Source organism: Aeromonas sp. V90_14 (genome assembly GCF_029967615.1).
GTDB classification, from domain to species: Bacteria; Pseudomonadota; Gammaproteobacteria; order Enterobacterales; family Aeromonadaceae; genus Aeromonas; species Aeromonas hydrophila.
Genome location: NZ_JASCAS010000008.1, coordinates 15,824 through 28,191 on the forward strand (window position 1 = coordinate 15,824; position 12,368 = coordinate 28,191).

The 12,368-nt window shown below is 62.5% G+C and carries 11 protein-coding genes; 9 read left to right on the plus strand and 2 right to left on the minus strand.

From position 1 onward, the window contains the following. The first annotated feature begins 30 nt into the window (after window positions 1–30). Both QLG02_RS08190 and QLG02_RS08195 read left to right on the plus strand, forming a co-directional pair. Window positions 31–1,059 carry a lipopolysaccharide heptosyltransferase family protein gene (locus QLG02_RS08190; protein WP_282464943.1) on the plus strand — a complete coding sequence of 343 codons (1,029 nt, stop codon included), beginning with the start codon at window positions 31–33 and terminating at the stop codon, window positions 1,057–1,059. Window positions 1,060–1,114: 55 nt separating this feature from the next. Further along, entirely contained in the window at window positions 1,115–2,227 is a 1,113-nt protein-coding gene (locus tag QLG02_RS08195; RefSeq protein ID WP_282464944.1) for a glycosyltransferase family 9 protein, read from the plus strand. On the opposite strand, the gene QLG02_RS08200 is transcribed toward QLG02_RS08195, so the two are convergent. Together QLG02_RS08200 and QLG02_RS08205 are read right to left on the minus strand one after the other, a co-directional pair. After that, window positions 2,163–3,230, minus strand: coding sequence for a glycosyltransferase family 9 protein (locus QLG02_RS08200; RefSeq protein ID WP_282464945.1), 1,068 nt, complete (start codon window positions 3,228–3,230; stop codon window positions 2,163–2,165). The genes QLG02_RS08195 and QLG02_RS08200 overlap by 65 nt on opposite strands. A gap of 166 nt (window positions 3,231–3,396) precedes the next feature. Continuing rightward, a complete protein-coding gene (locus QLG02_RS08205) occupies window positions 3,397–4,260 on the minus strand; it encodes a YicC/YloC family endoribonuclease (protein WP_011707879.1) in 864 nt (287 codons plus the stop codon). A gap of 416 nt (window positions 4,261–4,676) precedes the next feature. Here QLG02_RS08205 and rph point away from each other — a divergent pair, with 416 nt between their 5' ends. The 7 genes from rph (at window position 4,677) to ccoG (ending at window position 12,357) form a co-directional block, all read left to right on the plus strand. Further along, entirely contained in the window at window positions 4,677–5,393 is a 717-nt protein-coding gene (gene rph, locus QLG02_RS08210; protein ID WP_045525918.1) for a ribonuclease PH, read from the plus strand. Window positions 5,394–5,467: 74 nt separating this feature from the next. Next, entirely contained in the window at window positions 5,468–6,121 is a 654-nt protein-coding gene (gene pyrE / locus QLG02_RS08215) for an orotate phosphoribosyltransferase (RefSeq protein ID WP_005356114.1), read from the plus strand. 180 nt (window positions 6,122–6,301) lie between these two features. Then, window positions 6,302–8,734 carry a heavy metal translocating P-type ATPase gene (locus tag QLG02_RS08220; protein ID WP_282464946.1) on the plus strand — a complete coding sequence of 811 codons (2,433 nt, stop codon included), beginning with the start codon at window positions 6,302–6,304 and terminating at the stop codon, window positions 8,732–8,734. 10 nt (window positions 8,735–8,744) lie between these two features. Next, complete coding sequence (cueR, locus tag QLG02_RS08225; RefSeq protein ID WP_010635698.1) at window positions 8,745–9,134, plus strand: Cu(I)-responsive transcriptional regulator; 390 nt, start codon at window positions 8,745–8,747, stop codon at window positions 9,132–9,134. 126 nt (window positions 9,135–9,260) lie between these two features. Then, window positions 9,261–10,415, plus strand: a complete 1,155-nt coding sequence (locus tag QLG02_RS08230; RefSeq protein ID WP_017409683.1) for a GGDEF domain-containing protein — start codon at window positions 9,261–9,263, stop codon at window positions 10,413–10,415. A 30-nt stretch (window positions 10,416–10,445) separates the two neighbouring features. Continuing rightward, on the plus strand, window positions 10,446–10,709 hold the full coding sequence (locus QLG02_RS08235; protein WP_005306857.1) for a YihD family protein: 264 nt from the start codon (window positions 10,446–10,448) through the stop codon (window positions 10,707–10,709). A gap of 199 nt (window positions 10,710–10,908) precedes the next feature. Further along, window positions 10,909–12,357 carry a cytochrome c oxidase accessory protein CcoG gene (gene ccoG, locus QLG02_RS08240; protein ID WP_016352365.1) on the plus strand — a complete coding sequence of 483 codons (1,449 nt, stop codon included), beginning with the start codon at window positions 10,909–10,911 and terminating at the stop codon, window positions 12,355–12,357. Window positions 12,358–12,368: the final 11 nt, after the last annotated feature.

The following is a 12,368-nucleotide window of genomic DNA, read 5'->3' on the forward strand; positions in this document are numbered from 1 at the left end:
ACGCTGCGGGCCATACATGCTGGATAACCCATGAATCTCAAGAAGTTGCTTACCCATTCCATTGCCAGATGGCTGATCGGCAGAGCGCCTGGTGCCGCCCCATGCCCCGCCGGGGCGAAGGTGAAGCGGGTGCTGGTGGTCGGTTATGACGCCATCGGCGATTTCATTCTCACCCTGCCCGCCATTGCCCGGCTCAGAGAGAGCTACCCCGCCGCGCGTCTCGAGCTGGTGTGCAGCCAGCGCAACCAGTTGCTGGCGGCGTCGGTCGCCGGGATCGATGAGTGTCACGTGATCACCCTGAACGACACCCTGTGGCCGGCGAGCATGTGGTGCAAGCTGCGTGAACTCAGGCAACGGCAGTATGATCTGGTGATCAATCTATTTGACGAGCCCGACGATATCGCCATGGCCAAGTTGTTGTTGCTGGCCAACGGGCGCTTGCAGTCGTTGCCCCTGCGCTTCAAGAGCGAAGGGCAGCAGAAGTTGCTGCCGCTGTTCAACCAGAAGGCCACCATAGTGTCGTCACGCCCAGTCCGGGATCACTTCGTCTATCGCATGCTCAGCGTGGCAGGTGATGTGGCTGGCGTGCCGGCCACAGTACCGTCCCCCTGCAATGAGCAGCTCGATACCGGCGTATATGGCCGCTATCTGCTGGTCAACCTGACGGGCAGCCAGGTCGGCAACTCGATGACGGAGGCACAGATCGACGGGATCCTGGCACAGTTGCCGACCTATCAGGGGATCTCCTACTTGGTGTTCTCCAGGCAGCCCGTGGCGTGCCCGCGGCAGGACATGAGAGTGCTGTTTCCCGACACCATTCTCGATGCCGCCAAGATCATCAAGGATGCGCGAGGGGTCATCTCGACCGATACCTCCATCATCCATATCTCCTCTTCCTTCGGGGTGCCCACCCTGGTGTTGATGAACAACGAGCGCTGGCGCGAAGCCTTCATTCCGCTGGCGGGTCGCAATATCATCCTGCGCTCGACCACGGACAATCTGGCGGCCCTGTTACCGGCGGAGATCAGCCGCCAGGTCGATGCCCTGATGGCGCTCTAGTCGCGTCAGCCTGTTATCATCCTTTTTCCAACTCAACGGCCCTTCTGGTGGATTCATGTCATTAATCAACGATCTGCAACTCCAGCGTGACATTCTTCGGCGCAAGCTGGGGCAGCTGCTGTTCGATCGCAAGCGGCCGGTCCCGCTGCATGAGCGCAAGGGGAAGATAGTGTTGCTGCGCTGGGATGCCAAGCTGGGCGATGCCATCGTCTCGTCCTGGGTGGCCCGCGAAATCAAGCGCGCCAGCCCGGAGCGGGAAGTGTGGATCGTCACGACTGCGGCCATGGCTCCCCTGTTTCGTGATCATTTCGGCATGGACAAGGTGATAGAGGTGCCCAAGCGGCCAGGCTATGGCCAGCTCAAGCGCCTGGCGCACTCGCTGGGGGAGGTGGAGTGTCTGGTGCACTTTGGCAAGATGCTGAAAATGAAGGACATCTACTTCATCAGCCAGGTGAGGGCGGATTGGGTTGCTGGCATGGACGACGCCCTGCAGGCAGTCAACCTCAAGCTGGGTAAGGCCTCCAGCGGCATGCACTTCTCCGACAAGTTCGCCCTGCTGCTGCAGCGGCTCGGCGTGACCAATCCGGACCAGCAATACATAGTCCCGACCATGAGTCCGCCCGATGCGCTGGCCAGCTGGTGGCCAGCCGAGCCGGTTATCTGTTTCAACCCGTACGGCAGTGGCAGCTCCCGCCGCCTGCGGCCCGAGCTTATCAGCCAGATGCTTGAGCAGATGCTGACGGCCGGATCTTGCTCCATCTGCCTGCTCTATCCGCCGGGTATGGAGGAGGAGGTGACCGGGATCCGGACCTGCTTGAGCCAACCGGAGCGCCTGCTGCTGTCACCGGATGCACCCTCGCTGGCCGGGCTGTTTGCCCAGCTGCGCCGGTGTCAGGGGCTGATCTCGGTGGACACGGCGACGGTGCACATCGCCGCCGGGCTGCACAAGCCCATTCTTGGCCTCTACAACCCGGACATAGGGGGCGGCAACGAGAACTTCCTGGAGTGGCACCCCAACTCCCCGTCAGCCACCGTGCTGTTCTCGACCAATACCCGGGAGCAGGATATCAACTCCCTCGATCTGGCCGAATTCGAGCGTACTTTCAGGGCGTGGCTGCTTGCCAACCAGGCAGCGCTGTCAGCCGTTCCATCACCAGCTCGGGAGTGATGGCGCGCAGCAGGGCTTCGTCGATGAAGTCCTTTTCCGCGTTCTGCGGCAGCTGGAAGTCGGGTCCCTTGGCATCGAACACATCGATGGCCTGATAACGGGGGTGGTTGACCGGGTTGGCGATGATCTTGTCGCCGCCCGGGGCCACTATGGTCAGCAGGGGCAGGTCGATGGCCTGCGCCATGTGGCGGGGGCCGGTGTCATTGCCGACAAACAGCCGGCAGTGGGCGAATAGCCCCACCAATTCCCGTACCGAGCGGGTCTTGATGTGGTCGAAGACGCTGGCTTGCAGGGCGACGGGCAGCAGCGGTTTCAGGCCGCGGTTGTACTCCTCTTCCCCCGGTCCGCAGTAGATCAAAATCTGGGCGTTGTGTTGCTCGATAAGCCACTGGGCGACCTTGGCGAAGCAGTCGATGGGCCAGCGCTTGTAGTGCCCGAGCGAGTTGACGCCCATGGCGATCAGCGGGCGGCTCAGGTCGACGCCGGCGGCCAGCAGGGCATCCTTGCCTTGTTGCTTCTCTTCTTCACTGAGCCAGAGGTAGTAGTTGCGATCTTCGCTGGCCAGCTTGAGCGGTTTGAGCAGCGAGAAGCGATCGTCAACCAGGGTGCTGTTGCCCTGGAATTCGGTGTCCTTGCGAAAACGCACGATGCGGTTGTGGCCGAGCCGCCAGGGGAAGGAGTCAAACCCGATGCGCAGGCGGGCGCCGGAGAAGAGGCAGCTGAGCAGGCCGATCATCTGGCCCTGGCTGTTGACCACCACGTCGTAGCGCTCGCGGCGAATGGTCAGCAGCAGATCCTTCATGTAGCGCCACTGGTTGCGCCTGGCCTTCTCGATGATGATGAGCCGATCGATATTGGGATTGCCCTGCGCCATACCCGCGCAATAATCCATGACCAGATAGTGAACCTCGCCGCTTGGGTCATTCTGCTTGAGGTTGTTGCACAGCGCGGTGGAGATCAGCACATCCCCTATCTGTTTGGTTTGAACTACAAGGTATTTCATAAGGCAGGCCTCAACAGAGGTCATGGTTGATCGTCAGCGTGACAGCATACCGCACAAGTGAGTCAGATGCTGTCGGTGCAACGTGAAAATCCGATCTGGCGCAGGCCGCCAACCGGGTGTGTCGTCAAATGAAAGAAGCCCGTCGTTGACGGGCTTCTTGTATCGATTACTCGATGTTCTGAATTTGCTCGCGCATCTGCTCGATGAGCACCTTCAGCTCGACGGCGGACTGGGTCACCTCGGCGTTGATCGACTTGGAGCCGAGCGTGTTCGACTCGCGGTTGAACTCCTGCATCATGAAGTCGAGACGACGGCCACAGGCGCCACCCTTCTTCATGATCTTGTTGGTCTCGCTGATGTGCATCTCCAGGCGATCCAGCTCTTCGGCCACGTCGATCTTCTGGGCCAGCAGCACGATCTCCTGCTCGATGCGGGCCGGATCCAGCTCCACCTTGGCTTCGGCCAGGCGGTCGGTGAGCTTCTGGCGCTGCCACTCGATGATCTGCGGCAGGTGCACGCGCACCTTCTTCACTTCCACCTGAATGCCGGCCAGGCGCTGTTCGATCAGGGCCTTGAGGTTGGCCCCTTCGCTGGCGCGGGAGGCAAGGAAATCTTCCATGGTCAGGTCAAACCCGCCGAGCAGCTCGGTGGCGACCGCATCCATGTCCTGCTCGGCGGCAGCCATCACGCCCGGCCAGCGCAGCACGTCGACCGGGTTGAGCTGGCCCTGGCCCGCCTCTTTCATTACCCAGTTGGCGCTGTCGATGATGAGCTTGGCCAGCTCTTCATTGATGTGCAGCTGGCTGGCAGCGGCTTGCGCGGCCTCGAAACGCAGGTTGCACTCCACCTTGCCGCGCTGCAGCTTGGCGCGGAAGCGCTCACGCAGAACCGGCTCCAGGCTGCGCAGTTGTTCCGGCAGGCGAATGTAGGTCTCCAGATAGCGCTGGTTGACCGAACGAATTTCCCAAACGGCTGTGCCCCAGTCGCCCTTGAGTTCCTTGCGGGCGTAGGCGGTCATGCTGTGAATCATTGATTGTTCCGGGCTTGATGAAGTGTGGGGCCAGTATACTCAGCCAGCCCTGCTCCGTCAGCCGACAGCGTGGTTTTAGCGGCTGATATTTGGGCTGGGATGGCTTGGGGTCTGCTGGTGCTTTGTCACGACCGCGACGGGGTCAGTTTTTGTGCGGGACTAGGCGCGAGGCGTGAAGTGTGGTCGTTCACATGAGCCGCCGAGTAACGACGTTACGCGCAAAAAACTGGCCCGTCCCTACGGGTTGCGCTGCAAATGACGTCATGCGTTGTTGCAGGGCTTGTCAAGGGAGTGGTGGCCATTGCCTGCGCCCGGCGCCTAGCTTGACGTCATTTGTCGCAGCAACGCGGCTTGCGCCAAAGCGCCAGCAGACCCTATACTCCTGCGCCAATTCAGCCAGCCCAGAGGTCCGTCCCATGTCACGTCCCAGCGATCGCACAGCCGCGCAGCTTCGTCCGGTCACCATTACCCGCCACTTCACCAAGCATGCTGAAGGGTCCGTGCTGGTGGAATTCGGCAACACCCGCGTGCTCTGCACCGCCAGCGTCGACACCAGCGTGCCGCGCTTCCTGAAAGGGAAGAATCAGGGCTGGGTGACCGCCGAGTACGGCATGCTGCCGCGCTCCACCCACTCCCGGATGAACCGCGAAGCGGCCTCCGGCAAGCAGAGTGGCCGCACCCTGGAGATCTCCCGGCTGATCGCCCGCTCCCTGCGCGCTGCGGTAGACCTGACCGCGCTGGGCGAGCACTCCATCACCGTTGACTGCGATGTGCTGCAGGCCGATGGCGGCACCCGTACCGCCGCCATCACCGGTGCCTGCGTGGCGCTGGTGGATGCGCTGAACTGGATGGTCGAGAAGGGCATGATCAAGCAGAGCCCGCTCAAGCAGATGATCGCCGCCGTTTCCGTCGGTATGTATGAAGGGGAAGCCATCTGCGATCTGGAGTACATCGAAGACTCCGCCGCCGAGACCGACATGAACGTGGTGATGACCGAGGATGGTCGCATCATCGAGGTGCAGGGTACCGCGGAGGCCGAACCCTTCACCCACGAAGAGTTGCTGGCGATGCTGGCGCTCGCCAAGGGCGGCATCGCCGACATCATTGCGCTGCAGAAGCAGTCACTTGCATGATTTTAAAAACGCGGCATTGACCGCGTTTTTTTATACCCCACGAAAGTAAACGACAAGCCAAGCAAGGAGCCAGAATGAAAGCCTACCAGCGTCAATTTATCGAGTTCGCCCTGGAGAAGCAGGTCCTCAAATTCGGTGAATTTACCCTGAAATCCGGTCGTAAAAGCCCCTACTTCTTCAACGCCGGCCTGTTCAACAGCGGCCGCGATCTGGCCCGTCTCGGCCGCTTCTATGCCGCTGCCCTGATGGATGCCGGCATCGAGTTTGATGTGCTGTTTGGCCCGGCCTACAAGGGGATCCCCATCGCCTCCGCCACCGCGGTGCAGCTGGTTGAGCAGCACGATGTGGACGTGCCCTGGTGCTTCAACCGCAAGGAGGCCAAGGATCACGGCGAGGGCGGCAATCTGGTGGGCAGCCCGCTCAAGGGGCGCATCATGCTGGTGGACGACGTCATCACTGCCGGTACCGCCATCCGCGAATCCATGGATCTGATCCAGGCCAACGGCGCCTCGCTGGCCGGCGTGCTGATCGCGCTGGACCGTCAGGAGAAGGGCAAGGGCGAACTTTCCGCTATTCAGGAAGTGGAGCGTGACTACGGCGCCCACATCATCGCCATCATTCAGATGAGCGACCTGATCGCTTATCTGGAAGAGAAGCAGGCCGAGCAGCCGGAGCTGGCGGCGCAACTGGCCGCCATGAAGGCTTACCGCGCCCAGTACGGTATCTGAGTCGCTGCTCACACCGCGCAATAGCTGAATGCGGCGCCCGTTTGCTCTCTGGCAGCAGACGGGCGCCGTTTTTTTCATCCGCAAAAAGTGGAGCATGTGGCTTGAGCTTACCCTTACAGTAAAGGTTAGGGTTTGTTGGTCGGCGCTCATTCTGGCCGACTGGTTCCGGGGAGGAACAACATGACCACTCATCTTCAATCACCGATTCATCTGCAGTTGCCGCTCAGCGGCATGAGCTGCGCCAACTGCGCCGGCCGCATCACGACCGCCCTCAACAAGCTGGAGGGGGTAGAGGCCACCGTCAACTTCGCACTGGAGCAAGCCGCCATCGACCTTGCCAGTCCCGACCGTTTGCCGGCGGTGTTGGAGAGTATCAAGGCGCAGGGTTACGACTACGGCAGCGAGACCATACTGTTTCAGATCACCGGCATGACCTGTGCCGGTTGTTCGGCCCGCCTGAACAAGATGCTGGCTGCGCTGCCCGGCGTCATCTCCGCCGACGTCAACTTCTCCATCGAGCAGGCTCGTATCGTGCTGGTACCCGGGATGCAGACGCCCGCTGCCCTGCGCGAGCAGATCGAGGCGCTCGGCTTTGGCGCCCAACTGGCGCAGGGCTCGGCCAGCGGCCGCCGCCAGCAGTTGCTGGAGCGGGAAGCGCAGGAGGCTGCCAGCGCCCGTCAGGCGCAAACCCGGGTCATCGTCTCGGCCCTGCTCACCCTGCCGCTGCTGGCGGGCATGCTGGCCATGGCCGGTCTGCTGCCCTGGCATCTGCCCGCCTGGCTGGAGCTGGTGCTCGCCACCCCGGTGCAGTTCTGGATCGGGGCCCGTTTCTATCGCGGTGCCTGGCTCGCCATCAAGAACCGCTCCGCCAACATGGATGTGCTGGTGGCGACCGGTACCAGTGCCGCCTACTTCTACAGCCTCTATCTGCTGCTGACGTTGGGGATGGCCGCCAGCGGCCAGCTCTATTTCGAGGCGAGCGCCATCATCATCACCCTGATCTCCCTCGGCAAGTTGCTGGAGGCCAGGGCCAGACGCAGCACCCAGTCCGCCATTCGCGAACTGATGGCGCTGCGGCCGGAAACCGCCACCGTCTGGCGTGGCGAGAGCTGGCAGAGTGTGGCCATCGACGAGGTGCTGCGCGGCGATCGACTGCGGGTGCTGGTGGGTGAGCGGGTGCCGGTGGACGGCAGAATCGTGAGCGGCGCCAGCGAGCTGGACGAGTCGATCCTCACCGGCGAGAGCCTGCCGGTGCCCCGTGGCGAGGGTGACAAGGTACTGGGCGGTGCCATCAACCGCTCCGGCGTGCTGGAGATCGAGGCCACCACGGTGGGGGAGGACTCCAGCCTCAGCAAGATCATCGCACTGGTGGAGAATGCCCAGATGGGCAAGGCGCCGCTGCAGCAGCTGGTGGACAAGGTCTCCGCCGTGTTCGTGCCGGTGGTGATGGCCATCGCCCTGTTCACCCTGCTGGTGTGGTACGCCATCAGCAACGACTTCGGTCAGGCGCTGCTGGCGGCGGTGGCCGTGCTGGTGATCGCCTGTCCCTGTGCGCTGGGGCTGGCGACACCGGCGGCCATCGTCACCGGTACCGGGGTGGCGGCGCGCCACGGCATCCTGATCAAGGATGTCGATACCCTGCAGAAGGCCCACGCCATCAAGGCGCTGATCTTCGACAAGACCGGCACCCTGACCCAGGGCCGGCCGGTGCTGGCCAGCTGGAGCGGCAACGACGAACAACTGCGCCTCGCCGCCGCCCTGCAGCAGGCGAGCGAACACCCGCTGGCGCTGGCCATGCGCGAGGCAGTCGGCAAGGAGGTTACGTTGCCCCAGCCGGAAGCCGTCGAGGTGCGGGTCGGTGCCGGTATAGTGGGTCAGGTCGCTGGTCACACGGTCGCCATCGGCAATGGTTCTTTGCTGGATCAGCTCGGCATTGACGTACCACAACAGGATGAACGAGCCGCGGACGGCGCGACCCGGGTCTGGGTGGCCATCGACGGGGTGGTGGCCGGCATAGCCGCACTGGCCGATACCCTGCGCCCCGAGAGCCCGGATGCCATCGCCACCCTGCGCCAGCGCGGCATCGCCAGCTGGCTGGTGAGCGGTGATGCGCCGGCACCGGTGGCCCATATCGCCGCCAAGCTGGGGCTGGACGGGGCCTTTGACTCAGTGCTGCCGGCCGGCAAGGTGGAGAAAGTGGAGGCGCTGCGGGCGCAAACCAGCGGGCTGGTCGCCATGGTGGGGGACGGGGTAAACGACGCCCCGGCGCTGGCGGCAGCGGATGTGGGGATCGCCATGGGCTCCGGCTCCGACGTGGCGATGGAGACCGCCTCCATCACCCTGATGCGATCTGACCCGCGGCTGGTGGCCGATGCCATCGACATCTCGGCGGCCACCTGGCGCACCATCCAGCAGAACCTGTTCTGGGCCTTCGTGTTCAACATCATCGGCATTCCGCTGGCGGCGCTGGGTTACCTCAGCCCCGAGCTGGCGGGGGCTGCCATGGCCCTGAGCAGCATCACAGTATTGAGCAATTCCCTGTTATTGAAGCGTTGGCAGCCGCGGGCACTTGCCCAGGTCGGCCACAATCTCAGCACAGAATCGAACCGTTAAGGAGTCATCCATGAACATCAGCAAGGTAGCCAAGGCGACGGGACTGACCGCCAAGACCATTCGCTACTACGAGAGCATCGGCCTCATCTCGGCGCCGGTGCGCAGCGACAACGGCTACCGCAGTTACACCGAGGGGGCGCTGCGCGAGCTGCGCTTCGTCAAGCGGGCGCGGGAGACCGGCTTCAATCTGGAGGAGTGCCAGGAGCTGCTGGCGCTCTATCGGGACGAGCACAGAACCAGCGCCCAGGTGAAGAAGCTGGCGCAGGAGAAGATCGTCGATCTGCGCGCCCGCATCGCCGGCTTGCAGGCCATGCTCAGCTCCCTCGAGGGGCTGGTCGGCTGCTGCCACGGGGATGAAAACCCCGAATGCCCGATCCTCGACGAGCTGGAACGCGGCTGAGCCGTCTCTGCCGGCAGGCCGGGGCCTGGTATCATCGACTGACTAACCGCTTAATAACGGACGTTTTATTGTTGGCTCCGAAGGGGTAGTGGTAGACTGTGCGGCTCTTGTACAGGGAGTACGCAGTTGACCCAGAGTGTGACACGTCAGGTGAAGCAGGCCATCATGGCCCAGCTCTATACCCACGCCTCATTCAGCCTGCCTTGCCTGGGTCTGCTGGCGCTTGGCTGGAGCCTGCTGTTCCACGACTACCTGCCCGCCGCCGAAGCGCTCGGCTGGCTGGCCGGGGTGCTGCTGCTGCTGATCTGCCGAGGCTGGCACCTGCGCTGGCGCCAGCCCAGGCTGGCCCAGATCCCGCTGCCGGTGCTGGAGCGTGAGCTCTTCATCGGGGTGACCATCACCTCCATCATCTGGGCGCTGGGCGTGCTGCTCTACATGGACAAACTGCCCGACACCTATCGTGCCGCCATGATGATGCTCTCCAGCCTCATTCTCACCGGCAGCGCCATCATGCTGTTTGGCAGCCGCCGCTCGCTTTACGGTGCCGTCTTGCCGCTCGGGCTGGCCATGCTGTTCGAGCTGGGGGCGGGCAACGAGCAGGAGCGGATCGTCTCCTGCATGCTGGCGGGCTACCTGTTCGTCTTCCTGCCGACCCTGCTGCGCCGCTTGCGGCGGGATCAAGTGGCCTCGCTTTACCACCGTTTCTCCAACGCCGATCTGGTGGCCGAGCTGAAGGCGGTCTCCGAGCACCTCAAGCTCACCTCCCGCTTGGACGGGTTGACCGGCATCGCCAACCGGGCCCACCTCGACTACTGCCTCGAGCGCGCCTGGCGTCGCTGTCATCGGGCTCGGGCGCCGCTGTCGCTGGTGCTGGTGGATGTGGACTACTTCAAGCAATTCAATGACCTGTACGGCCATCAGCTGGGGGACGAGTGCCTGCAGCAGGTGGCGGGCCTGCTGGCGGAAGTGCAGAGGCGCGAGGACGATCTCGCCGCCCGCTACGGCGGGGAGGAGTTCGCCCTGTTGCTGCCCTGTACCAGCATGCAGGGGGCGCTGCAGATCGCCGAGAACGTGCGGGTGGCGCTGAAGGATTTGAGCATTCCCCATCAGAAATCCCTGGTCTCCGGCCGGGTCAGTTGCAGCTTCGGGGTGGCGACCCTGGTGCCGGATCAGAGCCTCTCCATCAGCGAGCTGATTCAAAAAGCGGATGCGGCCCTCTACCAGGCCAAGCATAATGGGCGGGATCGTATCGAAGTAGCCTTGATGGGTAAGGTTGCCTGAGTTTCACAAGACAGATTAAAGAGGTCGTCTATGCAATGTCATCGTATCGAAGAGCTGCTGGAGTTGTTGCAGCCTGCCTGGATCAAGGAACAGGATCTCAGCCTGGTGCAGTTTGTTGCCAAACTGGCCGAGGAAGCGGGATTTGAAGGTCCTCTGTCCGAGCTGACCGACGACATGCTGATCTATCACCTCAAGATGCGGGAGTCCGACAAGCAGGCGATGATCCCGGGCCTGGCCAAGGATCACGTGCCCGACTTCAAGGAAGCCCTGCTCAAGGCCCGCGGCATCAAGTAAAGATTGCTCCAACTGGAGCCTTTACTGGTGTTCAAAAGAATCTCTCAAAAAGGCGTTTCGTCAACTGGCGATACGTCTTTTTTGTTGCTTGAAATTGCGACGCCACTCGAACATTAGATACATTTTACCCACACAATTAGCAGGCTGTTTAAGATATAATCCGCTCCATAACAATTAATGAGTGGAGCGAAGTGTTGCAATGGCCGACCAGGACAAGATCGATATCAAGGATGTCACCGGCGATGTAACGGGGACATACAACCCCAATACCTTCAAAGCGAGCGATGACAGGTTCAATCCCGGCAACCGCATCTACGTGAGGGCCCAGACCGGCTACTGGCAGCGGGTGCGCAAGGCCATGGGCTGGTTCTTCGTGGTGCTCTTCGTCGCCATTCCCTGGTTGCGTTATGACGGTCGCCAGGCCGTGCTGTTCGACATCGGTCACCAGCAGTTCCACATCTTCGGTGCCACCATCTGGCCGCAGGACCTGACCCTGCTGGCCTGGATCTTCATGATCGCCGCCTTCGGGCTCTTCTTCGTGACCACCTTCCTCGGCCGGGTCTGGTGTGGCTATCTCTGCCCGCAGACGGTGTGGACCTTCATGTTCATCTGGTTCGAAGAGAAGCTGGAAGGGGCGGCCAACAAGCGCCGCAAGCTGGATGCCTCGCCCTGGAATGCCGAGAAGCTGGCCCGCAAGGGGGCCAAGCATCTGGCCTGGATCCTGCTGTCGCTGGGTACCGGCCTCACTTTTGTCGCTTACTTTCAGGATGTGTTCCAGCTGGTGCCGGACTTCTTCACCCTGCAGGCCAGTGGCTGGGTCATCTTCTGGGTGGTGCTGTTCGCCGCCTGTACCTACGGCAACGCCGGCTGGATGCGCGCCATCATGTGCATTCACATGTGCCCGTATGCTCGCTTCCAGTCCGCCATGTTCGACAAGGACACCTTCATCGTCGGCTATGACGCCAAGCGCGGTGAAACCCGTGGCGCCCGTGCCCGCAAGGCTGATCCCAAGGCGCTGGGGCTGGGGGACTGCATCGACTGCGACCTCTGCGTGCAGGTCTGCCCGACCGGCATCGACATCCGCGACGGCCTGCAGTACGAGTGCATCAACTGCGGTGCCTGCGTCGATGCCTGCGATCAGACCATGGAGCGGATGGGCTATCCGAAGGGGCTCATCAGCTACACCACCGAGCACAAGCTGGCAAACGACTCCACCCACGTGGCGCGGCCCAAGCTGATTGGCTATGGCCTGGTGATGGCGGTGATGCTGGGGGTGTTCGTCTACAACGCCATGTCCATCATGCCGATGGGGCTCGATATCCTGCGGGATCGCAACCAGCTGTTCCGCGAGAACAGCGAGGGGCTCATCGAGAACACCTACACCCTCAAGATCCTCAACAAGACCCTGCATCCCCAGACCTATCAGCTGGATGTGGAGGGGCTGCCGGAGCACGAATGGTTTGGCCCGCGCGAGGTGACTCTGAAGGCGGGCGAGATCTTCACCCTGCCGGTGAGCGTGGCGGTGGATCCCTTCAATCTGAAGAAACCGACCCTGGACATCCGCTTCGTGCTCAAACGCGAAGGGGCGGCCGCGGACGACAGCAAGGGGATCCTGCGCCAGCCCAGCAAGTTCATCAGCCGGCTGTGACCGCCGTCGCC

Coding starts and splice junctions, on each gene's coding strand:
- QLG02_RS08190 (WP_282464943.1), top strand. CDS start 31: ATGAATCTCAAGAAGTTGCTTACCCATTCCATTGCCAGATGGCTGATC.
- QLG02_RS08195 (WP_282464944.1), top strand. CDS start 1,115: ATGTCATTAATCAACGATCTGCAACTCCAGCGTGACATTCTTCGGCGC.
- QLG02_RS08200 (WP_282464945.1), bottom strand. CDS start 3,230: ATGAAATACCTTGTAGTTCAAACCAAACAGATAGGGGATGTGCTGATC.
- QLG02_RS08205 (WP_011707879.1), bottom strand. CDS start 4,260: ATGATTCACAGCATGACCGCCTACGCCCGCAAGGAACTCAAGGGCGAC.
- rph (WP_045525918.1), top strand. CDS start 4,677: ATGTCACGTCCCAGCGATCGCACAGCCGCGCAGCTTCGTCCGGTCACC.
- pyrE (WP_005356114.1), top strand. CDS start 5,468: ATGAAAGCCTACCAGCGTCAATTTATCGAGTTCGCCCTGGAGAAGCAG.
- QLG02_RS08220 (WP_282464946.1), top strand. CDS start 6,302: ATGACCACTCATCTTCAATCACCGATTCATCTGCAGTTGCCGCTCAGC.
- cueR (WP_010635698.1), top strand. CDS start 8,745: ATGAACATCAGCAAGGTAGCCAAGGCGACGGGACTGACCGCCAAGACC.
- QLG02_RS08235 (WP_005306857.1), top strand. CDS start 10,446: ATGCAATGTCATCGTATCGAAGAGCTGCTGGAGTTGTTGCAGCCTGCC.
- ccoG (WP_016352365.1), top strand. CDS start 10,909: ATGGCCGACCAGGACAAGATCGATATCAAGGATGTCACCGGCGATGTA.